This window comes from Streptomyces sp. M41 (assembly GCF_043673425.1).
Classification (GTDB): domain Bacteria; phylum Actinomycetota; class Actinomycetes; order Streptomycetales; family Streptomycetaceae; genus Streptomyces.
The window spans coordinates 1-25,116 of record NZ_JBIMKE010000030.1; the positions used below are offsets into that span (position 1 = coordinate 1).

Here is a 25,116-nt window from a genome sequence, read left to right on the forward strand (position 1 = left end):
CGAACACGGACCCGCCCGGGATGCGCAGGTCGATACCGTCCAGCACGCTCTGCTCGCCATAGGACTTGCGCAGGCCGTTCGCCGCGATGGCCAGGTCGGTCATGAGGAGTTCTCCTTGTCGGGTCACAGGCTGCGGGCGGTGATGTCGCCGTAGGACGTGGTCGCGTGGAAGGCCAGCTCGGCGTCGGCGCCGTCGGCGTTCCTGAGGGCGTTGTGGATCCGGCCGTAGGAGGTGCCGGCGTCCAGGGAGGCGGAGACCCCGCGGGCGGCGCCGACCGAGATGTCACCGTGCTCGGTGCGCAGGGTGACCGTGCCGCGGACGGCCTCGGTGATGTCGATGTCGCCCTTCTGGGTGCTGATCTCTGCCGGCCCGCCCAGGCGGCCGACCATGACGTCGCCGGCCTGGAGGGCGAGACGGGTGCTCGCGGTCTCGTCGAGCTTGACCGCGGCCTGGGCGGCCTCGAAGTCGACGTCGCCGAGGCGTCCTACGCCCCGGAACTCGCCGGCGGCCACCCTCCCCTCGACGCGGGAGCCGGCGGGCAGCTGGACCGTCACCTCGACGGACCCCGGGTGGCCGAGCATCCGGTTCGGTGCCGCGGGGGCCGCGATCCGCAGGACGCCGTCGCTGTAGGCGACCTCGATCTGCTCCACGGCCTTCAGGTCGCGGCCCTTCGAGGCGTCGGCGGGCAGGACCTCGACCGTGACATCGGCCCGGTCGGAGGCGATGAGCTGGATGCGTCCGACAGGGATGTCGACGACGGCGGAGACGGGGGCGGTGGTGTCGAACGTGTGCATCGTGCGCTCCTTCGATCCGTTGTTTCTGATGGACGAAACGCTACGTTGCATTTACAAAACGAGCAACAGCATCGTTGCACCTGTACGGCATATCTGCAGCTCAAAGCATCAATTTCATTGCAATGGGATGAGGGCTAATGCAACACCCGCCCGCCATCTCATTGCAATGAGTTGACCGTGAACGCTATGCTGCGGGCAGCACGGACGCGAAGGAGGCCGCGATGCCGGGAGGCAGGCTCACTCAGCAGGAACGTCAGCAGATCGCGCTGGGGCTGGCCGACGGCCACGCCTATGCGGAGATCGCCAGACGGCTCGACCGCCCGACCTCGACGGTGACCCGCGAAGTCATGCGCAACGGCGGCCCCACCGCCTACCGCGCCGACCTGGCCCACCGTGCCACCGAACACCGGGCCCACCGGCGCAGGCAGGCCGCGCCCCGTGGAGCGCAGACGCCGCCGCGGGCCGACGGGCGTGACGCCCAGGCCGTACGGGAGTACGAGGAGACGTTGACCACCGTCTTCATGCAGTCGGGCATGTCCAAGATGACGGCCCGGGTGATGGCCTGCTTCACGGTCAGCGACACGGGCAGCCTGACCGCGTCCGAACTCGTCCAGCGCCTCCAGGTCAGCCCGGCGTCCGTCTCCAAGGCGATCGCGTTCCTCGAGAGTCAGGAGTTCGTCCGCCGGGAACGCGACGAGCGCCGCCGCGACCGCTACTTCATCGACGACGACATCATGTACGACTCGATGATGGCCAGCGCCCGAGCCACCGCCCACGTCGCCGAGACCGCCCGGCAGGGCGTCGGTGTCCTCGGCCCCGGCACCCCGGCCGCCGTGCGCCTGGAGAACATGGGCCGCTTCATGGACTTCGTGTCCGAGAGCATCGCCCGCGCCGCGGACCAGGCTCGCGCGATCCTCCACACGAAGTGAGGGGGGTGCAAGGGCGCGCAAGGGGGCAGGAGCGACGCGGACCGGCGGCAGGGAGCGGAGTTGCAGTCCCACCCCGCCGATGATTTCCGCCGCCCCCGCGAGTCCACCCTCCAGGACCAGATCTGTGAGGAGCCGGCTCATGACCGAAGAGACCCTCGACCTCGGACCGCAGGCCCGTATCGTGGCCCGCCTCGCGGACGGCGTCACGGACGACCAGCTCGCCGCGCCCACGCCCTGCCCGGACATGGCGGTGCGCAATCTGCTCGGCCACCTGCTCGGACTGTCCGTCGCCTTCCGCGACGCCGGTCGCAAGGACCTGGGTCCCACGACCGACACCAGCCCGGAGGCGGTGGTGCCCGACATCGGGCCCGGCTGGCGCGAGGAGCTGCCGAAGGTGCTCGACGAGATGGCCCAGGCATGGCGCGACCCGGCCGCGTGGACCGGCGACACCCGTGCGGGCGGGGTGCCGCTGACGGGCGCGGAGGCGGGCACCGTCGCCACGGACGAGCTGGTGATCCACGCCTGGGACCTGGCCCGCGCGACCGGTCAGGAGTACGAGCCCGACCCGTCCGCGCTCCAGCTGTCGTACGGCATGCTGCTCGCGGCTGCCGACGACCCCACCCGTGGCGGCGGTATCTTCGGCCCGGTCGTGCCCGTCCCTCAGGACGCCCCCCTGCTGGACCGAGCGGTGGGCCTCAGTGGACGCAACCCGGGGTGGACACCCGGGACATGAGGACGTGCCCGGCGCGGCACAGGAGGAGGGGGAGGCGTCATGACGGGGCCGGCCGTCGGGCTGTGGCTGTTCGGTGAGCGCAGGACGACCGAGGAGGTCAGGAGCGGGGTGGTCCCATGGCTTGCCAAGGTCGTCGAAATCTCGTACGACACGGGCGGCGGCGGGCGGTGGGTGCGGCACGTGGGCGACGCCGTTTTCCTCCAAGTCTGGCTACGTCACCCGCAGTTCGGTTGGCCAAGTAACCCTCGCTCGTCCCGACTGACAAGAGCGAACGCCCCGTCGGTCGTCACCGGCGGGGCGTTCGGTGCTGCCGGCTGAGGGGGGCTCTGGCCGGCAGGTCAGGGGAGTGCGGTCACTGCTTCGTGCTGTCAGATGCCGAGAACGGGCGGGAGGTTCCGCCCAGGGGATCAACAGGTGTGCCGGGCGGGGCGATTCGGCGTCGTGGGACGCGATGAGGCTGATTCCGTAACACGGGGAAAACCCTGAAACGGGTTCGACGGGGGAACAATCCAGCCAGCGTCCGCACATCAAGCACGCCGCGAACACCAAGCACGCCGCGCACGCCGCGAACACCAAGCACGCCGCGCACACCGAGCACACCAAGCACCCCGCGCACACCACACACAGGCACCGAGGAGCGAGCGAACATGTCCGAAGCGCAGAAGGTGACCGACCGGCCGAGCGCCACGCCACCCGGCGTGAACAGCCTCGACCGGTTCTTCAAGATCTCCGCACGGGGATCCACCTTCGCCCGGGAGATACGCGGCGGCTTCGCCACGTTCTTCACGATGGCCTACATCCTTGTCCTGAATCCCATCATCCTGGGCAGCGCCAAGGACAAGTTCGGCCACCAGCTCGACGCCGTCCAACTCACCACGGCCACCGCCCTGGTGGCCGCGGTCATGACGATCATCATGGGCGTCGGCGGCAATCTGCCGCTCGCGCTCGCCGCGGGCCTCGGCCTGAACGCCGTCGTCGCCTTCCAGATCGCCCCGCTCATGTCCTGGGACGACGCGATGGGTCTGATCGTCCTCGAAGGACTGCTCATCTGCGTACTCGTGGTCACCGGTCTGCGCGAGGCGGTCATGCACGCCATCCCGCAACCGCTCAAGCAGGCGATCAGCGTCGGCATCGGCCTGTTCATCGCCTTCATCGGCTTCGTCGACGCCGGATTCGTCAGCCGGATCCCGGACGCCGCGAACACCACCGTGCCCGTTCAGCTGGGCGGCGCCGGCACCCTCGCCGGGTGGCCGATCCTCGTGTTCTGCCTCGGCGTTCTGCTGACCGTCGCCCTGCTCGCCCGCAAGGTGAAGGGCGCCATCCTGATCAGCATCGTCACCATGACGGTCGTCGCGATGATCATCAACTCGATCGCCGACATCAAGGCATGGGGCCTGACCACACCCGCCTGGCCGGACCAGGTGGTCGACACCCCCGACTTCGGACTCGTCGGCGACTTCAGCCTGTTCGGCGCGTTCGGTGAGACCACCGCCCTCACCGTCGTCCTGCTGATCTTCACGCTGGTCCTGTCCGACTTCTTCGACACCATGGGCACGGTCGTCGGGGTCAGCGCGGAAGCCGGTCTCCTCGACGAGCAGGGCAAGGTACCGGGCCTCGGCCGGGTGCTGCTGATCGACGGTGCCGCGGCGGCAGCAGGCGGCGCTGCGTCGGCCTCCTCGGCCACCTCCTACATCGAGTCGGCGGCGGGCGTCGGCGAGGGCGCGCGCACCGGCTTCGCCAACCTGGTCACCGGAGGGCTGTTCGGACTCGCCCTGTTCCTGACCCCGCTGCTCACCATCGTCCCGCTCCAGGCGGCGGCCCCCGCCCTGGTCGCCGTGGGCTTCCTGATGATGACCCAGGTCAAGAACATCGACTGGGACAAGTACGAGATCGCCGTCCCGGCGTTCCTTACCATCGCCGTCATGCCGTTCACCTACTCGATAACCAATGGCATCGGGGCCGGGTTCGCCGCCTACGTCCTCATCAAGACGGTGCTGGGGAGGGCCAAGGAGATCCACTGGCTGCTGTGGGGGGCTTCGGCGCTGTTCCTCGTGTACTTCGCCATCGACCCGATCGAGCAGATCCTGGGCGTGAAGTGACCGTGAAGTGACCCCTCACCCCTGGAGCGCCGCCTCCATCACCTTCCGGGCGACGGGGGCGGCCAGCCCGTTGCCGCTGACCTCCGAGCGGGCCGCGTCCGACTGCTCGACGACCACCGCCACGGCGACCTCCTTGCCGTCGGCCTTCCCGTAGGAGGTGAACCAGGCGTACGGCGTCTTGCTGTTGTTCTCGCCGTGCTGGGCGGTGCCCGTCTTGCCGCCCACCGTCGCGCCCGGGATCTGCGCGTTCGTGCCCGTGCCCTTCTCGACGACCGTCTGCATCGCCGACTGGAGCTGCTCGGCGGTGTCGGAACTGACGATCTCCTCGCTCCCGGCGCTGTCGTCGTAGTTCTCCAGGACGTCCCCGCCGCCGTCGGTGATCTGGGACACCATGTGCGGGGAGACCAGCTTGCCGTCGTTGGCGATCGCCGCCGACACCATGGCCATCTGGAGCGGCGTGGCGGTGACGTCGAACTGGCCGATGCCGGACAGCGCGGTCTGCGCCCCGTCCATGCCCGTCGGGTACACGCTCTCGTACGCCCGCACCGGCACGTCCTGCTCGTCGTCGTTGAACCCGAACTTCTCCGCCGTCGCGCGGACCTTGTCCTGGCCCAGGTCGACGGCCAGGCTCGCGAAGACGTTGTTGCAGGAGTACTGGAGAGCCACCCGGATCGAGGCGTTCTCGCACGGCGCGGACGGGTTCTCGTTCGTCAGCTTGCTGCTCGACTGCGGCAGCGGAAACGGGTCGGGGCTGTCCGTCTTCTCGTCCACGGACGAGTACAGCCCGTCCTCCAGCGCCGCCGCCGCGACGACCAGCTTGAACGTCGAGCCCGGCGGCAGCGGCTGGCGCAGCGCGCGGTTCGTCATCGGCTTGTCGCTGTCCCCGGTCAGCTGCTTCCAGGCGTCGGAGTCACCGGTGGTGATCCGCGACGGGTCGTAGGACGGAGTGGAGACGACCGCGAGGATCTTCCCGGTCGCGGGGTCGATCGCGACGGCGGCGCCCTTGTTGTCGCCGAGCGCGTCGTAGGCCGCCTTCTGCACCGACGGGTCGATCGTCGTGATCACATTGCCCGGGTCGGACCGCTTGTTGGTGACGGTGTCCAGCACGCTCTTCAGGCGGTTGTCGGTGCCGTCGAGCAGGTCGCGGTAGACGCCCTCCAGCTGTGTCGCCCCGAACGCCTGTGAGCTGTAGCCGGTGACGGCCGCGTACAGCGAGCCGTCCGTGTACGTGCGCTTGTACGCGAGGTCGCCGCTCTTCATCGGCGCCGAGCCGGTGACGGCCTTGCCGCCCACGACGATGTTGCCGAGCGGCTCGCTGTACAGCTCGATCGTGTTCCGCCGGTTGTCCTTGTCGTCCGCGAGTGCCTGGCCGTCGTAGAACTGCACCCAGGTCGCCCTGACCAGCAGGGCGAGAACCAGGAGCAGTGCGAAGACGGACGCCCGCCTGATCGTCTTGTTCATCCCACTCCCAAGGACGAGCGGGATGGACCGGATCGTTCCCCTGCGCCCCGTTTTCTCATCGAGCGTTCATGAAGCCCGCCTCGTACGCGGCGATCACCGCCTGGGTGCGGTCGCGGGTGCCTGTTTTCGCCAGGACCGCCGCGACGTGCGACTTCACGGTGGCCGGCCCGACCTCCATGCGCCTAGCGATCTCCGCGTTGGTCAGCCCCTGCCCCATCAGCCGCAGCACATCGCTCTCCCGTCCTGTGAGCCTCGCCACCCAGGGCGCGGGCGCGGGACACGCGCGCGCGTGCTCGGCCGCGAGACTGCGCACCGCCGACGGGAACAGCACGGTGTCACTGTGCGCGAGAAGCCGTACGGCCTGCACCAGCGACTCGGCCTCCGCCCGCTTCAGCAGAAACCCGGCGGCCCCGACGCGCAGGGCGTCGTACACATAGGCGTCGTTCTCGAAGGTGGTCACGACGACGATCCTGGGCGGGTCGGCGAGCGTGGCCAGGATCTGCTCGGTGGCCCGGATGCCGTCGATCTCGGGCATCCGGACATCCATGAGGACCACGTCCGGCCGCTGCTCGCGCACCACGGACACCGCCTCGGCGCCGGTCGCCGCCTCCCCGACCACCTCCAGGTCCGGCTCGGCGGAGAGGATGGCGCGCAGTGCGGTGCGCACCATGCGTTCGTCGTCGGCGAGGACGATCCGGATCGTCATGCGGGCCCCTTCATGGGAAGTCGTACGTGCAGCCGCCAGGTCCCCCGGGCGGGGCCGGCCTGTGTCGTTCCGCCCAGCAGCCGGGCCCGGTCGGCGATGCCGCGCAGACCGTGGCCGCCGCCGGGGCGGCAGACGGGGGTGTGCTCCAGGGGGTTCTCGACGGTGATCTCCAGATGGCCGTCGGCGATCGCGATCCGCAGGGTCACGGTCACCCGTTCACCGGCGTGTTTGAGGGCGTTGCTGAGCCCCTCCTGCACGATGCGGTAGGCCTCACGGGAGAGGACGGGCGGCAGGGAGTCCGGGTCGGCGTCGACGGTGGCGGTCACCCGCAGCCCGCCCGCGCGGGTGCGGCGCAGCAGGCTGTCGAGGTCGCCGGCGAGGGTGGGCGCGGGGGCCGTGCCCGGCGCGTCGCCCTCGCGCAGCACGCCGAGGACGGCGTCGAGTTCACCGACCGTGCGCCGGGTGGTGTCCTCGATGGCGGCGAGGGCCTCACGGACGAACTGGGGGTCGGTGTCGAGGAGCCGGCGGGCCGCGCTCGCCTGGAGGGTGACGGCGCTGAGGGCATGGCCGACGGAGTCGTGCAGTTCGCGCGCGAGCCGGTTGCGCACGGCCAGGTCGGCGGCGCGTGCCTCGGCCGCGGCCAGCCGGTCCTCCCGGGTGGGCCCGAGCAGGAGGGGCGCCCACCGGGCGAGCAGCGCACCGCAGGCGGCGGCGCACAGGGCCAGCAGAACCAGCATCACCACGCCCGCGACCGGCGCGAGCGCCGTCACCCAGGCGTGGTCCAGGGCCGCGGGCAGCTCCAGCGGGTCGTGCCCCAGCCACTGGACGACCGGCAGCGCGACGAGGAACCCGGAGAACGGCGGAACCGCCAGCGACATCCCGGCGATGATCCCGCCGAACCCCAGATGCAGCGTGAACCAGGCCGCCGTACGCCCCTTCGCGCCCCGCGTCCGGGCCGGCCCGCCGGCCAGCCGGTCCCCGTCGACCCCGCACAGCCATCCCACGGCACCAGCCTCCAGCGGCCGGGTCAGCGGGAACAGCACGGAGGTGAGCGCGGCGAGGGGCAGGCCCACAGCGAAGGAGAGCAGCTGGAGGGAGAGGTCGGCGAACATGTACCGGGCGTCCGTGGCGGGCCCGATGATGATCTGGCCGACGAAGACGTACGGCATGGAGAGCGCGCCGCCGATGATCAGATGCAGCCATCGGCGCCGCGCCTGCCGGCCGAACAGAAAACGGATGAACCGGCTCATGCCGTACGACGGTTGCACCTGGCGGAGCGCTCCGCGAGGAAGTGGACGCCGAGGCAGGCGACGAGGATGCCGACGATCATCTGGCCAGCGTAGGCGAGGTTCGTCAGCGGTGCCGGGCCGTCGCCCACGTCGGTGAGCGGCGCGAGCGACAGCCAGCCCGCCCAGCAGGCGGTCGCGGCGGACCCGACCCAGGCCAGGGCGAGCGGGAGCGCGACGGGCAGGACCCGCCCGCGCCGGAAGGCGAGCAGCAGGCCGCCGGTCACGGCCATGGCGAGGAACGCGACGGACAGCGCCTCCATGATGTAGAAGCCGGTCGTCCGGTCGGCGGCCTGACTGCCGTCCAGCCCCGCGGTGCCGCCGCACGCCCACACGGCATGGGCGGACAGGGGCAGCAGCGCGAGTACTCCGGCCGCGACGGCGGCGGCGCGCTGGGCCGCCCCGATGACGCCGGTCGGCAACTCCCATACCCGGCCCGCCCACAGCCCGCCCCAGCGGTCACGGGCGTACAGCACGAACAGGGCGCCGAGGGCGAGCCCCTGCACGATGAACCCGGTGTAGACGACGCCGAAGACCCAGGCGTCGAGGAACGGCTCCCCGCTGCCGCCGGTGGTCTCCATGCTGCCGCCGAGCAGATCGGCGATCAGCTGGACCGGGAAGCCGGCCATGATCGGCGCCAGCAGCCCGGTGGCCACCCACGCCGGAACGGCGAGCAGCCATGCGGGCACCCGCAGCCCCCAGGGCCGGGTCAGCAGCAGCGCCAGCACGATCACGGCCCCGTCCATGAGGACGGTGACGCTGTTGGCGACGGCCATGGTCGCCCGGTGCTCCAGCAGCGAGCTCCCGTCCGGGATCCCGAGCCGACTGCCCGCGATCCAGGCGACCTTGAGCGACAGATACGGCACGCACGCGAGGACGGCGACGGCACGCAGGAGCCGGCGGGACCGGCCGGCGGCGACGGCGGCGGGGCCGGTTTCGGGGACGTGGGCGAGTGTCTGCGTCATGCGTCCACGCTCCCGCGAGGGCGGCCCCTCGCACCTCCTGCGCGCCGACGATCCGTCTCCGCCGGGCGGGGGAGAGCCCCTCACCCCTCCAGATGCAGCACGACCTCGTCGATCTCCTCACCCCGCGCGTTGGCGAAGCCCCGCGCCTGCGCGGTCACCCGGAACCCGCACTTGCGCAGCACCCGGATCGAGCCCTCGTTGTCGGCCGCCGCCCGTGCGTACAGCGGGCGTTCGGGAACCTCGGTGAGCAGCACCCGCAGCGCGGCCGTGGCGACACCCCGGCCCCAGTACGCGCGGTCCACCCAGTACGTCACCTCGCGCTCGCCCGGGTCCCCGTACACGGCGGCGCTGCCCACCACGTCACCGTCGGCCAGGATCGTGCGCAGGACGTCCGGCGAGGACCGGATCCGTTTCCAGTGGGCGTCGAAGGCGTCCCGGTCGGCCGGGTCCTTGGGGGTGAAGGCCGCCATGTGCAGGGCCTGCGGGTCGTTCATCTGCCGGTAGAAGACCGGCAGATCGCTGTCGTGCACCTCGCGCAGTTCCACATCCATGGCGTCAGAGCCTACGAGCATGTCAGAGCCGGCGAGCATGTCAGAGCCGGCGGGTGGCCAGCGTCAGCCTGTCCCGTGCGTCGAACAGCGCGTCCTTCACCATCTGTTCGTGCGCGGGCGTCAGCCGGGCCACCGGCACCGAGCAGCTGATCGCGTCCCGCGCCGGAGTGCGGTACGGGATCGCCACGCCGAAGCAGCGCAGGCCGAGGGTGTTCTCCTCGCGGTCCACGGCGAAGCCCTGCTCGCGGACCTGGTGGAGCTCCTCGATGAGCTTCTCCCGGTCGGTGATGGTGTTCTCGGTCAGCGCCGGCAGCGTCTCCGGCAGCATCTTGCGGACCTGCTCGTCGGTGTACGTGCTCAGCAGCGCCTTGCCGAGGGAGGTCGAGTGCGCGGGCAGGCGGCGGCCGACCCGGGTGAACGGCCGCAGATAGTGCTGGGACTGGCGGGTGGCCAGGTAGACGACGTTCGTGCCGTCCAGGCGGGCCAGGTGGATCGTCTCCGTCGTGTCGTCCGAGAGGCGGTCCAGGGTCGGGCGGGCGGCGGCGACCACCTCGTCGCCGTCGATGTACGAGGTGCCGACCAGCAGCGCCCGTACGCCGATGCCGTACCGCGTGCCCGTGGCGTCCGTCTCCACCCAGCCGAGCTCCACGAGCGTGCGCAGCAGCATGTACAGACTGGACTTGGGGTAACCGACGGCCTCCTGGACCGCTGCGAGGGAGTGCATGCCGGGGCGTCCGGCGAAGTATTCGAGCAGTTCAACCGTCCGCACCGCGGACTTGACCTGCGCCCCGCCGCCCGTCTCGCCAGCCGACATCGCCCTTGACCCCTTCGTTCGACGGGAAATAGTCTCCACAGCGCATTCATCATCGGAGACAGTGTTCAGTATATCGAACATCCCTGGTGGATGACCCCGTACTGCGGCATGACATGTGTGGAGGGACCCGCGGTGGCAGCAGCACCAGTCTGGAGTGTCGACCCCCGAACCGGGAAGCAGCGCGAACAGGTTGCGGTGGAGGCCACAGCCCAGGAGGTGGACGCCGCGGTCCGCGCCGCGCACGAGGCGCGCGGCTCCCTCGCCGACCGCCCGGTCCGCGCCGCTTTCCTGCGCACCGCCGCCGACAGACTGCGGGCCGCCGAGGACCTGCTCGTCGAGGCCGCCGACGCCGAGACCGCGCTCGGCCCGGTCCGCCTCACCGGCGAACTCGCCCGCACCTGCTACCAGCTGAGGGCGTTCGCGGACATCGTCGACGAGGGCGCCTTCCTCGACGTCGTCATCGACCACCCCGACGACACCGCCACCCCGCCGATCCCGGACCTGCGCCGCTACAAGGTGTCCCTCGGCGTCGTCGCCGTCTACGCGGCCTCCAACTTCCCCTTCGCCTTCTCCGTCGCCGGCGGCGACACCGCGAGCGCGCTGGCCGCGGGCTGCCCCGTCGTCGTCAAGGCCCACCCGGACCACCCGGGACTGTCGGAACTGGTCGCGCGGGTGCTCCGTACGGCCGCCGCCGAGCACGGCATCCCGGCGGGCGTCGTCGGTCTGGTGCACGGCTTCGAGGCGGGCATCGAGCTGATCGGGCACCCGCTGCTCGCGGCAGCCGGGTTCACCGGTTCCGTACGCGGCGGCCGTGCCCTCTTCGACGCGGCTGCCGCGCGTGCGGTCCCGATCCCGTTCCACGGTGAGCTGGGCTCGCTGAACCCCGTCGTCGTCACCGAGGCCGCGGCGGCGGAGCGGGCCGAGGCGATCGGCGCCGGCCTCGCCGGGTCCATGACGCTGGGCGTGGGCCAGTTCTGTGTGAAGCCCGGGCTCGTCCTGGTGCCGTCCGGCTCGGCGGGCGACGGCCTGGTCAAGTCCCTCACCGACGCCGTGAGCCGCACCGAGGCCGGGGTCCTGCTCGACCACCGGATGCGCGACAACTTCGTCGCCGGTGTGGCCGAGCGCGTGGCACTGCCCGACGTGGAGTCGCCGGTGACGCCGGGCGCGGGCGGTGAGCACACGGTCAGCGCCGGATTCCTCACGGTCGCCGCGAGCAAGCTGGCGCGGGAGGGCGCCCACGACCTGCTCCTGGAGGAGTGCTTCGGGCCGGTCACGGTGGTGGTCCGCTACGAGGACGAGGCCGAGGCGACGGGCGTGCTGTCGCGGTTGCCGGGCAACCTGACGGCGACCGTCCATCTGTCGGCCGAGGAGGCCGCCGGTGCGGGGCGCGGTGCGCGGCTGCTCCAGGAGCTGACGCCGCTCGCCGGACGCGTGCTGGTCAACGGGTGGCCGACGGGGGTGGCCGTGGCGCCGGCCCAGCATCACGGCGGGCCCTACCCCGCGACGACCTCGACCTCCACCTCCGTCGGCGGCACGGCCATCGAGCGGTGGCTGCGGCCGGTCGTGTACCAGGGGGCGCCCGAGGCGCTGCTCCCCGCGGAGTTGCGGGACGACAACCCGCTGGGGCTGCCCCGCAGGTTCAACGGCACGCTGGAGCGCTGAGGCGCGCCGCACCCCCCGCTCGACCCGAGCTCACCCCCACGCGATCCGTGCGATCCGTGCTCACGGCCGCTCGACCCGCGCTCACCCCGCGTCCGACTCCAGGCCCGCGTCCCGGGCCAGGAGCGCCGCCTGGACGCGGTTCTCGCAGCCGAGCTTGGTCAGGATCCGGCTGACGTACGTCTTCACCGTGGCCTCGCTCATGTGCAGCCGGGCGCCGGCGTCCGCGTTGGACAGGCCCTCGCCCAGCAGGGCCAGGACGTCACGTTCCCGTCCGGTCAGGCCGGCCAGACGGCGCCGGGCCTCCTCACCGCGCGCGGTGGCGGCTGGGGAGGCGAGGATGTCCACGACGTGCCGGGTGGCGGCCGGGGAGAGATAGGCGTTGCCGGCAGCCGCCGCGCGCACCGCGTGGATCAGCTCCTGCGGCGCGGAGTCCTTCAGCAGAAAGCCGGCGCCGCCGTGGCCGAGCGCCCGCAGGACGTTCTCCCGCTCACCGAACGTCGTCAGGATCAGTGCCCGGACGTCCGGCGCCGCCCGGCCGAGCTCGGCCAGCGCGGTCAGCCCGTCCATCACCGGCATCTGGATGTCCAGCAGGGCCACGTCCACCGCGGTGCGCCGGGCGGTCTCCACGGCCTCCCGGCCGTCCGCCGCCTCGGCCACGACGTCGATGTCGTCGGCCGAGGTGAGGATCATCCTGATGCCGGCCCTGATGAGCGGCTCGTCGTCGGCGACGAGGACCCGGATCACGCGGCCTCCTGCGCGGTGTGGGGGTGATGAACGGATGGCAAAGCCCCGCCATCATGCCCGATCCGGTCAGATGTGCGACCGCGTCGCCGTGGGTCAGACCTCGTCCTTGTAGGACTCCTTCGCGACGAGCTTGCCGTCGCGGAAGCAGAACCGGTAGACGATGTCGTCGTCGATGTCCAGGTAGTGACGGCACGTCGCACCCTCGGGGAGCGGCGGGCCGTGCTTGTCCTGGCCGCTGCTCAGCAGGGAACTGCCTTCCGGCAGCTTGGCCTTGACGTCCTTCTCGGCGTCGCCGACCTTGACCGACTTGTACTGGTTCGCCGATATGGTGCCGCTCTCCACCTCGTCGAACAACGCCATCAGCCCCCAGGCCCCTAGCCCGAGAACGCCCACGACGAGGACGACGGCGGTCACGGCACAGCCGAGGGCGACTTTCTTCTTGCTGCTCATGATGGCGGCGAACTCCCTTTGCGGATCCGAACGGTCGGTGACCGCTCCACCGTCACCCGCCGCGCCCGCCTCGATCTGCCCCCGAAAGTCGTCGTGCGGGGCGACGGAGGTCGCGCCGTCCGGGCGGGGCACGACCTCGCCACCGCTGTAGGGCAGCACACCGGCGAGCCGGAAACCGCCGTCCGCGGTGGGGCCGGTGTGCACCATGCCGCCGACCAGCCGGGCCCGCTCCCGCAGACCCGCCAGTCCCTGACCGCCGCTGACCGCGGGCGGCGCCGCCGGTGCCCCGGCCGGCACCGGCCCGTTGGCCACCTCGACCACCAGGCTGTCCGGCTCGTACCGCAGCGCCACCGAGATCGGCGCGCCCGGCGCGTGCTTGTGCGCGTTGGTCAGACCCTCCTGGGCGATGCGGTACGCCGCGTGGTCGGCGGCGGGCGCGAGGGACCGTACGGCTCCCGAGCGATGCAGCTCCACGGCCGCGCCCGCCGCCCGCGACGACTCCACGAGCCCGTCGACCGTCGCCGCCCCCCGGGCCGCCGGGGCCTCGGGGTCGGCCGGGTCCGGCCGCTGCCCGTCGGACGCCGCGACACCGTCGCGCAGGATGCCCACGGCCTCGCGCAGCTCCCGCATCGCCGTCCTGGACGCCTCCCGCAGGATGCCCACGCCTTCCCGCTGGCGGTCGCTGAGATCCGGGTCCACCTCCAGCGCCCCGGTGTGCACCGCGATCAGGGCGAGCTGGTGGCCGAGGCTGTCGTGCATGTCCTGGGCGATGCGCTGCCGCTCGAGGAGCCGGGCCTGTCCCGCCACCATCGCCTGCTCGCGCACCAGTTGGGCGTTGTGCCGGCGCAGGGCGTCGAGCAGCGCGTGGCGCTGGGCGCGGTAGCGGGAGGCGAGACCCGGCACGACCGCCAGCGCCAGGAACGAGCCCCCGGCGAGCACGGCCGTCATGACCAGCGACAACTCGACCGGCTGGTCGACCATGCCGTGGGCGGCGAAGGCGATGTGCAGCGCCAGCCCGGCGGCGTACGCGGCCAGTGCGCGGCCGGGCCGCATGATGCGGCTGCCCGCCGACCAGCTGGCGTAGATCAGCAGCGGAGTCACGCCGCCCAGCGTCCCGGCCATGGCCGCCGACACCACCAGCACGGTCGCCGGCAGCGAGCGGCGGACGAGCGTCAGCACCACCACGGCCAAGGCCACGGCGCCGGCCCGGGCCCCCGATGCGTCCTCCCCACCGTCGACGACCTCGGCGAGCCCGGCGAGCCCGGCCAGCCCGGCGAGCACGAGGGTGAGCACGACCTCCCCGACGATCCGCCTGCGCGGCCACGGGGAGGCGGCGGCGAGCCGGGACAGGAGCGGCCGGTGGGGGCGGGGTGTCTCACTTGGGTCCACGCGCAGACGATAGACAGCGGCCCCCGGGCGCCCGCATCCACCCTTCGGTGCACCCCCGAACGACGAAAGTCGACACGCCCCGACCGCCGCGCCCGTCATCTTTGGTCGCGGCGCTCGTCGACTTACGGAGACTGCCCCGGGCCGCGGCGCACGGCGACGATGGTCCCGTCGGACTCACCGGCAACAACTCACCGTCAGGGGGAGCGGCACGATGGACAGTGCACGGCAGCAGGCGAACGAGCGTTTCAGCATCCGGCAGAAGACGACGCTCATGATCAACCGCTACGTCGTGACCGAGACGCTGCCGGACGGATCCGACGGCAGGGTAGTCGCCTTCGCCGAGCAGAAGCGGATGACGCTCAAGGAGCAGATGACCTTCTACACCGACGAGTCCAAGAGCCAGGTCCTGTTCACCGCCAAGGCCCGGCAGGTCCTCGACGTCGGGGCCGTCTACGACGTCCGGGACGCGACGGACAACGTCATCGGCACGTTCCGCAAGAAGTTCGCGGCCTCCCTGCTGCGCTCGACCTGGGAACTGGACCAGCCGGACTCGGTCTCGGCCGTGGGGCGGGAGCGCAACCGGCTGGTGGCAGTCCTGCGCCGGGTCTGGGAGCTGCTGCCGCTCGACCTGGTGCCGTTCCTGTGGCCGTACCACTTCGACTTCACCTCGGACGACAAGCCGGTGATGCGGGTCGACAAGAAGATCGGGCTGCGCGACCGCTATCTGGTCGACGTGTCCTCGCCGGCTCTGGACCTGCGTCTCGCCCTCGCCCAGGCCGTCGCTCTGGACGCGCTTCAGTCCCGCTGACCCGATCGTCCGCGGGAGCCCCGGCGCCGGGCCCCGCCTGGAAGAATCCCCCCATGGATGTGGAACTCCCCGAACTGCCCTTCCTGCTGCGCACCTACGGCCCCGACGGCCACTGGTCCTACGAGGACGGCATGCTCTCCGGCTGGGCGGGTCCCCGGCAGGACCGCTTCGTGCCGCCCACCGGCGAGGCCCTGGACCCTGCCTCCGACGCGCCGCGGCTGCTCGGCGCGCCCGAGGGCGACTTCCAGCTGATCGCCCGGGTCACCGTCGGCTTCGCCGGGGCCTTCGACGCGGGTGTCCTCTACGTCCACGTCGGGGAACGGGCCTGGGCCAAGCTGTGCCTGGAGTACTCCCCGGACGTGCCCACCGTGTGCACCGTCGTCACCCGCGGCCACTCCGACGACGCCAACTCCTTCACCGTGGAGGGGAGTTCGGTGTGGCTGAGGGTGAGCCGCACCGGCCGTGCCTTCGCTTTCCACGCCTCCCGCGACGGCAAGCGCTGGACCTTCGTCCGGCTGTTCACCCTCGGCGACGAGAAGGAGACCGACGCCGCCCTCGTGGGCTTCATGACCCAGTCGCCGATGGGGGAGGGGTGCGTGGTGACGTACGACCACCTCGAGTTCCGGCCGACCTGGATGAAGGACCTGCGCGACGGAAGCTGACGGGCACGTCGCCACGGCGCGCGGCCCGGAGGCCGGGCCCGGGGTCTGACCTGCTCGGTCCACCCGCGTGGGGTGCAGACGGGGCCAGGCTGGGGCGCTATCCGGGATAGTCGGGATCGTCCTCAGCAGTTGGCAGCGCGGTGTGCCCTTCAGACCAGTTGTTGACCCATCCGCACACACCGCACGCGTACCTGCCATTGAGACCACTCACCATGGCGCCACAGCCACGGCATTCGGTCGTCGTGATCTCCGAACCGTTCAGCGCTGTAGCGGGGCTGCTCGACACGGGTTCCGGTCGTTTCTGAGGCATGTGCGCACAGTACCGGCGGAATCGGAACGAAGCCCGACGACCAGCCGCACTGGTTCGAACAGTGTGAGCCAAGGGTGTCTTTCTTCTTGCGGCGCGGGACGAGTGAACGCGCAGGTCGGAGAAGACGTATAAGAATTCCTTGGGGAGCATGCGCGAAGAATGACGATGGACTAATAGGTCGTCAGGGCTCACAGTGGAGCCATGGAGACCTTCGAGAGCCTCGTCCGCGCAGAGTTCGCCCCGAAGCACGTCTATCTCAACACCGCGAGCAACGGCCTGTTGCCGGCCCGCACCGTGGCCGCCCTGGACCGGGCGGTGCGGATGCGGGCCGAGGGCACACCGCTGGGCCCGCTGTACGAGGACGTGGAGGCCGTCCGCGCCTCGTTCGCCCGGCTGGCCGGCGTGCCCGTCGAGCGGGTCGCCACGGGAGCGTCGGTCGCCGAGTACGGCGGGCTGATCGCCGCCTCCCTGCCCGCCGGCGCCGAAGTCCTCACCGCCGAGGCCGACTTCTCCTCCCTCGTGAACCCCTTCCACATGCGCGGCGACCTCAAGGTGCGTGCCGTCCCGCTGGACCGGCTCGCGGAGTCCGTCCGCCTGGACACCGCGCTCGTCGCGGTCAGCGCGGCGCAGTCCGCCGACGGCCGGCTCGCCGATCTGCCCGCGGTGCGCGCCGCGGCCCGCGCGCACGGCGCCCGCACCTACCTCGACGCCTCCCAGTCGGCCGGCTGGCTGTCCATGGCCGCCGGAGAGTACGACTTCCTCGCCGCCGTCGGCTTCAAGTGGCTTCTGGGCCCGCACGGCGCCGCCTTCTGCGTCCTCCCCGAGGACTTCGGCGGACTGACGCCGCTGCTCGCGGGCTGGGTCGCCGGAGAGATCCCCTGGGACAGCTGCTACGGCCCCGTCCAGAACCTCGCCCGCTCCGCCCGCCGCTTCGACATCAGCCCCAGCCTGTTCAGCCACGCCGGCCTGCGCGCCTCCCTGGAACTGATCGAGGAGCTCGGCGTGGACGCGGTCCGGGCGCACAACCTCACCCTCGCCGACCGGTTCCGCGCGGGACTGGCGAGCCTCGGCCACGCACCCGTGCCCGCACCCGGCTCGGCGATCGTGTCCGTGCCCGGACTCGGCGACCGCCAGCCCGAGTTGAGCCGCGCCGGCATCGAGGTCTCCGACCGGGCGGGCAATCTGCGCGCCGCGTTCCACCTCTACAACACCACCGAGGACGTCGACCGGCTGCTGGACGCCCTGGTTCAGGAATGAGAACGGCGACGCGGCCCGCCGTACGAAACGTACTGGAGCGGGCCGCGTCGCTGCCGCGGCTGCGAGGTCCCCACCGAAGCGAGGCCCCTCAGCGCGGTGAGGTCACCTCACCGGCGTGAAGTCCCTCGCGCCGATGAACTCCGGCCGCCGGATGGGAGCCGCGAAGGGCTCGACGGCCTTGTTCTCCACGCTGTTGAACACGATGAACACATTGCTGCGCGGGAACGGCGTGATGTTGTCCCCGGAGCCGTGCATGCAGTTGCAGTCGAACCAGGTCGCCGAACCGGCCTTGCCCGTGAAGAGCTTGATGCCGTACTCGGAGGCCATCTTGGTCAGCGCCTCGTCGGACGGCGTGCCCGCGTCCTGCATCTGGAGCGACTTCTTGTAGTTGTCCTTCGGCGTGGCCCCCGCACACCCGAGGAAGGTCCGGTGCGAGCCGGGCATGATCATGAGCCCGCCGTTGGTGTCGTGGTTCTCGGTCAGCGCGATCGAGACGGACACCGTGCGCATGTTGGGCAGACCGTCCTCGGCGTGCCAGGTCTCGAAGTCGGAGTGCCAGTAGAACCCGCTCGCCCCGAAGCCCGGCTTGACGTTGATCCGCGACTGGTGGACGTACACGTCCGAGCCGAGGATCTGCCGCGCCCGGCCGACGACCCGCTCGTCGCGCACCAGGGAGGCGAACACCTCACTGATCTTGTGCACCTCGAAGACGGACCGGATCTCCTTGGACTTCGGCTCGATGATCGACCGCTCGTCCGCACGGATCTCCGGGTCGCTGACCAGCCGCTCCAGCTCCTGTGCGTAGACCGCGACCTCGTCCTCGGTGATGAGCTGGTCGATGGCGAGGAAGCCGTCGCGCTCGAAGGACTGCAGGTCGGCCGACGCGATCGGGCCGGGGGTGTCGGGGGCGCCCCACAGGACGGGGTCCTGACGCGGGGTCGACACCTCGGTGGCGCCGCGGCTGGGGTAGAGATCGGTGACGGTGGTCATGGGTTTCTCACACCTCCTCGGGCTCGGTGAGCAGCGGGTACACGCCGTTCTCGTCGTGGTCCTCCCGGCCGGTCACGGGCGGGTTGAACACACAGATGCAGCGGAAGTCCTCCTTGATCCGCATCGTGTGCCGCTCATGACCGTCGAGGAGGTACATGGTTCCGGGCGTGATGGTGTACTTCTGCCCGGTCTCGTCGTCGGTGAGCTCGGCCTCGCCCTCGACGCAGATGACGGCCTCGATGTGGTTCGCGTACCACATCGACGTCTCCGTACCCGCGTACAGAATCGTCTCGTGGAGCGAGAAGCCGACCCGCTCCTTGGCGAGGACGATGCGCTTGCTCTCCCAGGTGCCCGACGCGCCCTTCACATGCCGGTCGGTGCCTTCGATGTCCTTGAACGAACGGACGATCACGGTGCTGCGATGCCTCCTAGGCAGGTGTTTCAGATGGTTTCCCGGACGGACCGGGCGAGGATGCGAAGCCCCTCGTCCAGCTCCTCCGGGGTGATCGTGAGCGCCGGAAGCAGCTTCACGACCTCGCTCTCGGGGCCCGACGTCTCGATGAGCAGCCCGAGCTGGAAGGCGCGCTGCGCCACCCGTCCGGCGCGCTCCTTGTCGTGGAACTCCATACCCCACACGAGCCCGCGTCCGCGGTACTCCTTCACATCGGCGAGGTTCTCCTCGGTGATGGAGATGAGCGCCTGCTCGATCTGCTCGCCGCGCGTGCGGGTCTGCTTCTCCATCGCGGACCCGTCCGCCCAGTACGTCTCCAGGGCGGCGGTGGCCGTGACGAAGGCGGGGTTGTTGCCGCGGAAGGTGCCGTTGTGCTCACCCGGCTCCCAGATGTCCAGCTCGGGCTTGAACAGGCACAGCGACATGGGCAGCCCGTAGCCACTGATGGACTTGGACACCGTGACGATGTCCGGCGTGATGCCCGCCTCCTCGAAGGAGAAGAAGGCACCGGTACGGCCGCAGCCCATCTGGATGTCGTCGACGATGAGCAGCATGTCCTGCCGCTCGCACAGCTCGGCGAGCGCCCGCAGCCACTCCGGGCGGGCCACGTTGATGCCGCCCTCGCCCTGCACGGTCTCCACGATCACGGCGGCCGGCTTGTTGAGTCCGGAGCCCTGGTCCTCCAGGAGCCGCTCGAACCACAGGAAGTCCTCGACCGCGCCGTCGAAGTAGTTGTCGAACGGCATGGGCGTCCCGTGCACCAGCGGTATGCCGGCGCCGGCCCGCTTGAAGGCGTTGCCGGTGACGGCCAGCGAGCCCAGGGACATGCCGTGGAAGGCGTTGGTGAACGAGACGATGGCCTCGCGCCCCTTCACCTTCCGGGCGAGCTTGAGGGCCGACTCGACGGCGTTGGTGCCGGTGGGGCCGGGGAACATGACCTTGTACGGCAGGTCACGGGGCCGCAGCACGAGGTTCTGGAAGGACTCCAGGAAGGCGCGCTTGGCGCTGGTGGACATGTCGAGCCCGTGCGTGACGCCGTCACGCTCCAGGTAGTCGATCAGCGCGCGTTTCAGGACCGGGTTGTTGTGCCCGTAGTTCAGTGAGCCGGCCCCGGCGAAGAAGTCCAGATACTCGTGGCCGTCCTCGTCGTACATGCGGCTGCCGCGCGCCCGGTCGAAGACGGTGGGCCAGCCGCGGCAGTAGCTGCGTACCTCGGACTCCAGGGTCTCGAAGACGCTGAGGTCGGGCTGGGTGATGGTCACGACGAATCGCTCCTCGATGCGTGTGGGGGGGGAGGTCAGAGGGAGAGGGGACCGATGCGGTACAGGACTTCGGGGTCGTGCGGTCCGTCCGGGAACAGGCCCGCGGGGAACAGCACCTCGCGTTCCAGGGCGGCTCCGTGCCGCTCGGCGAACGAGCCGAACAGCCGCTCGGAGGCGGTGTTGCCGGGGGTGATCGTGGTCTCGACGCTGGTGACGCCGTACTCGGCACCGACGCGCGCGACGAGCCCGTCGAGCAGCGCGGCGGCGACGCCGCGTCCGCGCTGGGCGTCGTCGACGGCCACCTGCCAGACGAGCAGGGTGTGCGGACGCTCGGGCCGTACGTATCCGGTGACGAAGCCGACCGGCTCGCCGCGCTCGTCGCGGGCGACGGCCGATGTGCCGGCGAAGTCACGGCACCACAGCAGATAGCTGTACGACGAGTTGAGGTCGAGGGCCTTGGAGTCCCGGGCAATACGCCACAGCGCGGCCCCGTCGGCCACCGCCGGACGGTCGATTTGCAGGTCTGCTTGTGCGGCAGTCATGCGAATTGAATTTACCGAGGGAAAATTGAAATTGCATGGCCGTGAGGGGTTACGTATCTGGCCGAGGTGTGTTATCACGCGGGCGTGAAGGTCATGGCAAAGTGGCAGTGATTCGCCCGACTCTGTCCGGTTAATCCCCTACAAAACGGACGCGATGTGGAACGCGTCACAGCCATGTAACTCCCACACGGCCTGCCCGAATTACTCCGGTTGGTGTTCGCGGAATCTTTGCGTTTAGGACCGGCGAAACCGGGCAGAAGAGAATGGGAAGCTGCCACCGAAAGGAATTCGAGAATTACGTCGAATTTAGACCCGGGTAACTCCGTCGATGTGTTCTCGCAGCTATTTCGGGCTCCCGGGGCGCCCCGAGGCGGGGCCCTCTCACGCGGTGTCGACGGCCCGCAGCGCCCCCGCCACGTCCACGGCCAGCCCCTGCCCCGCCAGCACCGCACCCAGCGCGGCCACACACCCGCGCACCACCCCCACAGACGCATCGGCCCCGTAGTGATTGACCCGGATCATCTCCCCGGCCAGCCCCCCGCCCCCCGCGGCCAGCGGCAACCCGGGCTCGTCGGCCAGGGCCCGCGCCACCACCTCCGACGCCACGACCCCCGACGGCACCCGCAGCGTCGTGGCGACCGGGGCGGCGTCCCGCGCCTCGTACACATACGGCTCCAGCCCGCCGCCGAGCGCCCGCGCCCCGGCCCGCGTCGCCCGCGCCGCGCCCCGGTGCCGGGCCATCACCGCGTCCGGCCCGTCCGCCTCGATCCGCTCCACACACGCCTCAAGTGCCAGCATCTCCAGCTGTGCCGGAGCGTGCAGCAGGGCCCGGCGCCCGCCGTCGATCCACCGCTCCTTCCAGTCGAGCAGCGACAGATACGACCGCCGCGGCGCCCTGGGATTCGCCGCCATCCGCCCCCACGCCCGCTCGCTCACCGACACCGCGGACACCCCGGCCGGACCGCCCATCGCCTTCTGCGCCCCGATCACGCACAGGTCCACGCCCCACTCGTCCGGCAGCACCGGCTCGGCCGCGATCGACGCCACCGCGTCCAGGTAGAACAGCGCCCCGTGCGCCCGGACCACCTCGCCGATCTCCGCGACGGGGTTGGTGTTGCCGGTCGCGGCCTCCGCGTGCACCAGCGAGACGAAGTCGATCTCCGGGTGCTCGGCGAAGGCCGCCCGGATCTGCTCCGCCGTGACCGCCGTGTGGAAGGGCACCGCCAGATCGATCACGCTCGCCCCGCAGTCCCGCAGCCAGTCCCCGAAGGTCTGTCCGTACGGCCCGGTGATCACGTTCAGTGCCGTCGTGCCCGGCCCCGCCGCCCCCCGGATCGCCCCCTCCAGCGGCAGCAGCGCCTCACCCTGCATGATCACGACGTCCTGCCGGGTCCCCAGCAGCCGCGCCACCCGGTCCTCGATGGCGGCGAAACGGGCTGCGCCCAGCGGGGCCAGGTCCAGGAGGGGGTGGGTCACGACGCGGCTCTCTTCGTTCTGTGCGCCCCGATAGCTCCGGTCGCTCCGGGGCCGACGATCACGAGCGTAGCCGGGCGGCCCCCGCCCCCGCCCCCTCCCGACTTCTTAGGTCCAGCGGCCCGCTTACCATCGGTTTGGTTTGAGGATCCCAAACCTGTCCTTATAATCGGAACCCACAGTTCCCCTCAGGAGGCTCCCCCGTGAAGACGACCCTCGGGCGCCGGACCCGCGTCCTGGCCGCCACCACCGCGACGGCCGGGCTGGTGCTCGTGGCCGGCTGCTCCTCCGACGACAGCGGCGGCGGTGCGGCGAAGACCGCGGCCGGCGGCGTCGAAGTCGTCGAGGCGGGCCGGCTCACCACCTGCACCCACCTGCCCTACCCGCCCTTCCAGTCGGAGATCGACGGCAAGGTGCAGGGCTTCGACGTCGCGCTCGTCGACCTCGTCGCCCGGGACCTGGGCGTGAAGCAGGCGATCGTCGACCAGCCCTTCGAGAACTTCAAGACCGGTGGCTCCCTCAACGCCGGACAGTGCGACCTCGCCGCGGCCGGCATGACCATCACCGACGAGCGCAAGAAGAACGTCGACTTCTCCGACCCGTACTTCGAGGCCACCCAGGCCGTCCTCGTCGACAAGAAGAGCGGCATCTCCTCCTTCGCCGACCTCAAGGGCAAGAAGGTCGGCGCCCAGGCGCAGACCACCGGCGAGGACTACGCCAAGAGCAAGGGCCTCGACCCGGTCTCCTTCGAGTCCTCCGACGCCGTCCTCAACGGCCTGCGCACCGGCCAGGTCCAGGCGGTCGTCATCGACTACCCGGTCGTCCAGGGCTGGCTGAAGGACAAGGCCAACGCCGACGCCTTCCAGGTCGCCGAGCAGATCAACACCGGTGAGCAGTACGGCTTCACGGTGAAGAAGGGCAACACCAAGCTCCGCGAGGCCATCAACAAGGCGCTCGCGGACGCCAAGGCCGACGGCACGTACAAGAAGCTGTACGAGAAGTGGATCGGCCCGTACGACGAGTCCGCCGCCTCCGCGTCCCCCGCCGCCTGACCCCCATGAGCGGCTCTGACGTACCACTGCAGTCGAAGCAGCCCAAGAAGAAGGGCCTGACCCGGCGCCAGAAGCGCAGCCTGTCGCGCGGCATCCAGTACGTCGTCTTCGTCGCGGCCGTGATCGCCTTCGCGGTCGCGGCCGACTGGGGGCAGCTGAAGAACCAGTTCGCGCAAGGGGAGATCGCCCGGGAGATGTTCCCGGACGTCATCACCCTCGCACTGAAGAACACCGTGCTGTACACCTTGTCCGGCTTCGCGGTCGGACTGGTCCTCGGCATGGTGATCGCGCTGATGCGGCTGTCGTCCGTGGGCCCGTACCGCTGGCTCGCCGGTGTCTACATCGAGATCTTCCGCGGACTGCCCGCGCTGCTGATCTTCATCTTCATCGGCGTGGCCGTGCCGCTCGCCTTCCCGGGCACGGAGATCCCCGGCGGCACCTACGGCAAGGTCGCGCTCGCGCTCGGCCTGGTCGCCGCCGCGTACATGGCGGAGACGATCCGCGCCGGCATCCAGGCGGTGCCCAAGGGACAGATGGAGGCGGCGCGTTCGCTGGGGTTCTCGCCCGCCCGCGCCATGATCTCGATCATCATCCCGCAGGCGTTCCGGATCATCCTCCCGCCGCTCACCAACGAGCTCGTCCTGCTCTTCAAGGACTCCTCGCTGGTGCTGTTCCTCGGTGTGACGCTGGAGGAGCGCGAGCTGTCCAAGTTCGGCCGGGACCTGGCCAGCCAGACCGCCAACTCCACGCCGATCCTGGTCGCCGGCCTGTGCTACCTGCTGGTGACCATCCCGCTCGGCTTCGTCGTACGCCGCATGGAGGCGAAGGCCCAGGAGGCCGTGAAGTGACTGACCGAGTGACTGACAAGACCCTTGGCTCCCGACGTGAGATCGACGTCCGCGGCCTGCACAAGTCCTTCGGCGACAACGAGGTGCTGCGCGGCATCGACCTGGAGATCCAGCAGGGCGAGGTCGTGTGCGTGATCGGCCCGTCCGGCTCGGGCAAGTCGACGCTGCTGCGCTGTGTGAACCTGCTCGAGGAGCCCACCAAGGGGCAGGTCTTCGTCGGCGGCACCGAGCTCACCGACCCGGACGTCGACATCGACGCCGTACGCCGCCGGATCGGCATGGTCTTCCAGCAGTTCAACCTGTTCCCGCACCTCACGGTGACCGAGAACCTCACCCTGCCGCAGCGCCGGGTGCTGGGCCGGGACAAGGCCGCCGCCGCGAAGGTCGCCGCCGAGAACCTGGAGCGGGTCGGCCTCGCGGAGAAGGCGTCGGCCTACCCGGCGTCCCTCTCCGGCGGCCAGCAGCAGCGCGTCGCCATCGCCCGCGCGCTCGCCATGGGCCCCGAGGTGATGCTCTTCGACGAGCCCACGTCCGCGCTCGACCCCGAGCTGGTGGGGGACGTTCTCGCGGTCATGCGCATGCTCGCGAACGAGGGCATGACGATGATGGTCGTCACCCATGAGATGACCTTCGCCCGCGAGGTCGCCGACCGGGTCGTCTTCATGGACGGCGGAGTGATCGTCGAGGACGGCACCCCCGACCAGGTCATCGCGAACCCTCGGCACGAACGCACCCGCCACTTCCTCGCGCGGCTCCTGGACCCCGCCATGGCCGACGTGGAGGAGGACAACACCCCCTGAGGGGCACGGGGCGTTGTCGATGTGCGGCTACCGCCGCGCGGACGCGACCAGCCCTCACCGGCCCGCGGCCGACGAAC

General features: G+C 70.8%; 25 protein-coding genes and 1 pseudogene. 11 read left to right on the forward strand and 15 right to left on the reverse strand.

Annotated features, from left to right (window positions below):
* A pseudogene (locus ACHBTE_RS28780) lies at positions 1–103 on the reverse strand (ABC transporter); the annotation flags it as partial.
* A gap of 20 nt (positions 104–123) precedes the next feature.
* Positions 124–795, reverse strand: a complete 672-nt coding sequence (locus ACHBTE_RS28785; RefSeq protein ID WP_394727302.1) for a DUF4097 family beta strand repeat-containing protein — start codon at positions 793–795, stop codon at positions 124–126.
* A gap of 221 nt (positions 796–1,016) precedes the next feature.
* On the opposite strand from ACHBTE_RS28785, the gene ACHBTE_RS28790 reads away from it, so the two are divergent.
* The 4 genes from ACHBTE_RS28790 to ACHBTE_RS28805 all read left to right on the forward strand — a co-directional run bounded on the left by ACHBTE_RS28790 (position 1,017) and on the right by ACHBTE_RS28805 (position 4,556).
* Positions 1,017–1,724 carry a helix-turn-helix domain-containing protein gene (locus tag ACHBTE_RS28790; protein WP_394727304.1) on the forward strand — a complete coding sequence of 236 codons (708 nt, stop codon included), beginning with the start codon at positions 1,017–1,019 and terminating at the stop codon, positions 1,722–1,724.
* A 139-nt stretch (positions 1,725–1,863) separates the two neighbouring features.
* Positions 1,864–2,457, forward strand: coding sequence for a TIGR03086 family metal-binding protein (locus ACHBTE_RS28795; protein WP_394727306.1), 594 nt, complete (start codon positions 1,864–1,866; stop codon positions 2,455–2,457).
* Positions 2,458–2,496: 39 nt separating this feature from the next.
* Positions 2,497–2,775 (forward strand): DUF6368 family protein, encoded by a 279-nt coding sequence (locus ACHBTE_RS28800; protein ID WP_394727308.1) that lies wholly within the window; start codon positions 2,497–2,499, stop codon positions 2,773–2,775.
* Between the two features lie 329 nt (positions 2,776–3,104).
* Entirely contained in the window at positions 3,105–4,556 is a 1,452-nt protein-coding gene (locus ACHBTE_RS28805; RefSeq protein ID WP_394727310.1) for an NCS2 family permease, read from the forward strand.
* A 15-nt stretch (positions 4,557–4,571) separates the two neighbouring features.
* Here the strand turns inward: ACHBTE_RS28805 and ACHBTE_RS28810 are convergent, their stop codons facing one another.
* From ACHBTE_RS28810 to ACHBTE_RS28835, 6 genes are all read right to left on the reverse strand, one after another.
* Positions 4,572–6,017: a penicillin-binding transpeptidase domain-containing protein gene (locus ACHBTE_RS28810; RefSeq protein ID WP_394727312.1), complete on the reverse strand. Its 1,446-nt coding sequence runs from the start codon at positions 6,015–6,017 to the stop codon at positions 4,572–4,574.
* Positions 6,018–6,072: 55 nt separating this feature from the next.
* Positions 6,073–6,723 (reverse strand): response regulator, encoded by a 651-nt coding sequence (locus tag ACHBTE_RS28815; RefSeq protein ID WP_394727314.1) that lies wholly within the window; start codon positions 6,721–6,723, stop codon positions 6,073–6,075.
* Entirely contained in the window at positions 6,720–7,973 is a 1,254-nt protein-coding gene (locus ACHBTE_RS28820) for a sensor histidine kinase (protein WP_394727316.1), read from the reverse strand. Before ACHBTE_RS28820 ends, ACHBTE_RS28815 begins: the two co-directional genes overlap by 4 nt.
* Positions 7,970–8,974: a hypothetical protein gene (locus tag ACHBTE_RS28825; RefSeq protein ID WP_394727318.1), complete on the reverse strand. Its 1,005-nt coding sequence runs from the start codon at positions 8,972–8,974 to the stop codon at positions 7,970–7,972. Before ACHBTE_RS28825 ends, ACHBTE_RS28820 begins: the two co-directional genes overlap by 4 nt.
* An 80-nt stretch (positions 8,975–9,054) precedes the next feature.
* Positions 9,055–9,525, reverse strand: a complete 471-nt coding sequence (locus ACHBTE_RS28830) for a GNAT family N-acetyltransferase (protein WP_394727320.1) — start codon at positions 9,523–9,525, stop codon at positions 9,055–9,057.
* A gap of 40 nt (positions 9,526–9,565) precedes the next feature.
* Complete coding sequence (locus ACHBTE_RS28835; RefSeq protein ID WP_037743746.1) at positions 9,566–10,339, reverse strand: IclR family transcriptional regulator; 774 nt, start codon at positions 10,337–10,339, stop codon at positions 9,566–9,568.
* Between the two features lie 132 nt (positions 10,340–10,471).
* On the opposite strand from ACHBTE_RS28835, the gene ACHBTE_RS28840 reads away from it, so the two are divergent.
* Positions 10,472–12,001 carry an aldehyde dehydrogenase (NADP(+)) gene (locus tag ACHBTE_RS28840; protein WP_394727323.1) on the forward strand — a complete coding sequence of 510 codons (1,530 nt, stop codon included), beginning with the start codon at positions 10,472–10,474 and terminating at the stop codon, positions 11,999–12,001.
* Between the two features lie 81 nt (positions 12,002–12,082).
* Here ACHBTE_RS28840 and ACHBTE_RS28845 read toward each other — a convergent pair whose 3' ends face one another.
* On the reverse strand, positions 12,083–12,745 hold the full coding sequence (locus ACHBTE_RS28845) for a response regulator (RefSeq protein ID WP_394727325.1): 663 nt from the start codon (positions 12,743–12,745) through the stop codon (positions 12,083–12,085).
* 93 nt (positions 12,746–12,838) lie between these two features.
* Complete coding sequence (locus ACHBTE_RS28850) at positions 12,839–14,584, reverse strand: sensor histidine kinase (RefSeq protein WP_394727328.1); 1,746 nt, start codon at positions 14,582–14,584, stop codon at positions 12,839–12,841.
* 211 nt (positions 14,585–14,795) lie between these two features.
* Here ACHBTE_RS28850 and ACHBTE_RS28855 point away from each other — a divergent pair, with 211 nt between their 5' ends.
* The 3 genes from ACHBTE_RS28855 (at position 14,796) to ACHBTE_RS28865 (ending at position 17,621) form a co-directional block, all read left to right on the forward strand.
* Positions 14,796–15,392, forward strand: a complete 597-nt coding sequence (locus ACHBTE_RS28855; protein WP_394727330.1) for a hypothetical protein — start codon at positions 14,796–14,798, stop codon at positions 15,390–15,392.
* Between the two features lie 53 nt (positions 15,393–15,445).
* A complete protein-coding gene (locus ACHBTE_RS28860) occupies positions 15,446–16,054 on the forward strand; it encodes a DUF1349 domain-containing protein (protein WP_394727332.1) in 609 nt (202 codons plus the stop codon).
* Between the two features lie 511 nt (positions 16,055–16,565).
* Positions 16,566–17,621: an aminotransferase class V-fold PLP-dependent enzyme gene (locus ACHBTE_RS28865; RefSeq protein ID WP_394727334.1), complete on the forward strand. Its 1,056-nt coding sequence runs from the start codon at positions 16,566–16,568 to the stop codon at positions 17,619–17,621.
* A 102-nt stretch (positions 17,622–17,723) separates the two neighbouring features.
* Here the strand turns inward: ACHBTE_RS28865 and thpD are convergent, their stop codons facing one another.
* The 5 genes from thpD to ACHBTE_RS28890 all read right to left on the reverse strand — a co-directional run bounded on the left by thpD (position 17,724) and on the right by ACHBTE_RS28890 (position 22,342).
* On the reverse strand, positions 17,724–18,611 hold the full coding sequence (gene thpD, locus ACHBTE_RS28870) for an ectoine hydroxylase (protein WP_394727336.1): 888 nt from the start codon (positions 18,609–18,611) through the stop codon (positions 17,724–17,726).
* Positions 18,612–18,618: 7 nt separating this feature from the next.
* Positions 18,619–19,023, reverse strand: coding sequence for an ectoine synthase (locus ACHBTE_RS28875; RefSeq protein WP_394727338.1), 405 nt, complete (start codon positions 19,021–19,023; stop codon positions 18,619–18,621).
* A 29-nt stretch (positions 19,024–19,052) separates the two neighbouring features.
* Positions 19,053–20,324, reverse strand: coding sequence for a diaminobutyrate--2-oxoglutarate transaminase (gene ectB / locus ACHBTE_RS28880; RefSeq protein WP_394727340.1), 1,272 nt, complete (start codon positions 20,322–20,324; stop codon positions 19,053–19,055).
* Positions 20,325–20,359: 35 nt separating this feature from the next.
* On the reverse strand, positions 20,360–20,866 hold the full coding sequence (gene ectA, locus ACHBTE_RS28885; RefSeq protein WP_394727342.1) for a diaminobutyrate acetyltransferase: 507 nt from the start codon (positions 20,864–20,866) through the stop codon (positions 20,360–20,362).
* 381 nt (positions 20,867–21,247) lie between these two features.
* Entirely contained in the window at positions 21,248–22,342 is a 1,095-nt protein-coding gene (locus ACHBTE_RS28890; protein ID WP_394727344.1) for a pyridoxal-phosphate-dependent aminotransferase family protein, read from the reverse strand.
* A gap of 200 nt (positions 22,343–22,542) precedes the next feature.
* Between ACHBTE_RS28890 and ACHBTE_RS28895 the strand changes: the two genes are divergently transcribed.
* From ACHBTE_RS28895 to ACHBTE_RS28905, 3 genes are read left to right on the forward strand one after another with little or no spacing between them, the layout of a single operon-like run.
* Positions 22,543–23,391: a basic amino acid ABC transporter substrate-binding protein gene (locus ACHBTE_RS28895; protein ID WP_394727346.1), complete on the forward strand. Its 849-nt coding sequence runs from the start codon at positions 22,543–22,545 to the stop codon at positions 23,389–23,391.
* Positions 23,392–23,396: 5 nt separating this feature from the next.
* Positions 23,397–24,239, forward strand: a complete 843-nt coding sequence (locus tag ACHBTE_RS28900) for an amino acid ABC transporter permease (RefSeq protein ID WP_394727348.1) — start codon at positions 23,397–23,399, stop codon at positions 24,237–24,239.
* 8 nt (positions 24,240–24,247) lie between these two features.
* A complete protein-coding gene (locus ACHBTE_RS28905; RefSeq protein ID WP_394727489.1) occupies positions 24,248–25,039 on the forward strand; it encodes an amino acid ABC transporter ATP-binding protein in 792 nt (263 codons plus the stop codon).
* Positions 25,040–25,116: the final 77 nt, after the last annotated feature.

Excerpts from the sequence above, each read along its gene's own strand:
- thpD (WP_394727336.1), bottom strand. The coding sequence starts at position 18,611 with ATGACCACCGTCACCGATCTCTACCCCAGCCGCGGCGCCACCGAGGTG.
- ACHBTE_RS28865 (WP_394727334.1), top strand. The coding sequence starts at position 16,566 with ATGGAGACCTTCGAGAGCCTCGTCCGCGCAGAGTTCGCCCCGAAGCAC.
- ACHBTE_RS28810 (WP_394727312.1), bottom strand. The coding sequence starts at position 6,017 with ATGAACAAGACGATCAGGCGGGCGTCCGTCTTCGCACTGCTCCTGGTT.
- ACHBTE_RS28835 (WP_037743746.1), bottom strand. The coding sequence starts at position 10,339 with ATGTCGGCTGGCGAGACGGGCGGCGGGGCGCAGGTCAAGTCCGCGGTG.
- ACHBTE_RS28860 (WP_394727332.1), top strand. The coding sequence starts at position 15,446 with ATGGATGTGGAACTCCCCGAACTGCCCTTCCTGCTGCGCACCTACGGC.
- ACHBTE_RS28790 (WP_394727304.1), top strand. The coding sequence starts at position 1,017 with ATGCCGGGAGGCAGGCTCACTCAGCAGGAACGTCAGCAGATCGCGCTG.
- ACHBTE_RS28825 (WP_394727318.1), bottom strand. The coding sequence starts at position 8,974 with ATGACGCAGACACTCGCCCACGTCCCCGAAACCGGCCCCGCCGCCGTC.
- ACHBTE_RS28830 (WP_394727320.1), bottom strand. The coding sequence starts at position 9,525 with ATGGATGTGGAACTGCGCGAGGTGCACGACAGCGATCTGCCGGTCTTC.
- ACHBTE_RS28900 (WP_394727348.1), top strand. The coding sequence starts at position 23,397 with ATGAGCGGCTCTGACGTACCACTGCAGTCGAAGCAGCCCAAGAAGAAG.
- ACHBTE_RS28805 (WP_394727310.1), top strand. The coding sequence starts at position 3,105 with ATGTCCGAAGCGCAGAAGGTGACCGACCGGCCGAGCGCCACGCCACCC.
- ACHBTE_RS28855 (WP_394727330.1), top strand. The coding sequence starts at position 14,796 with ATGGACAGTGCACGGCAGCAGGCGAACGAGCGTTTCAGCATCCGGCAG.
- ACHBTE_RS28785 (WP_394727302.1), bottom strand. The coding sequence starts at position 795 with ATGCACACGTTCGACACCACCGCCCCCGTCTCCGCCGTCGTCGACATC.
- ACHBTE_RS28820 (WP_394727316.1), bottom strand. The coding sequence starts at position 7,973 with ATGAGCCGGTTCATCCGTTTTCTGTTCGGCCGGCAGGCGCGGCGCCGA.
- ACHBTE_RS28800 (WP_394727308.1), top strand. The coding sequence starts at position 2,497 with ATGACGGGGCCGGCCGTCGGGCTGTGGCTGTTCGGTGAGCGCAGGACG.
- ACHBTE_RS28815 (WP_394727314.1), bottom strand. The coding sequence starts at position 6,723 with ATGACGATCCGGATCGTCCTCGCCGACGACGAACGCATGGTGCGCACC.
- ACHBTE_RS28795 (WP_394727306.1), top strand. The coding sequence starts at position 1,864 with ATGACCGAAGAGACCCTCGACCTCGGACCGCAGGCCCGTATCGTGGCC.
- ectA (WP_394727342.1), bottom strand. The coding sequence starts at position 20,866 with ATGACTGCCGCACAAGCAGACCTGCAAATCGACCGTCCGGCGGTGGCC.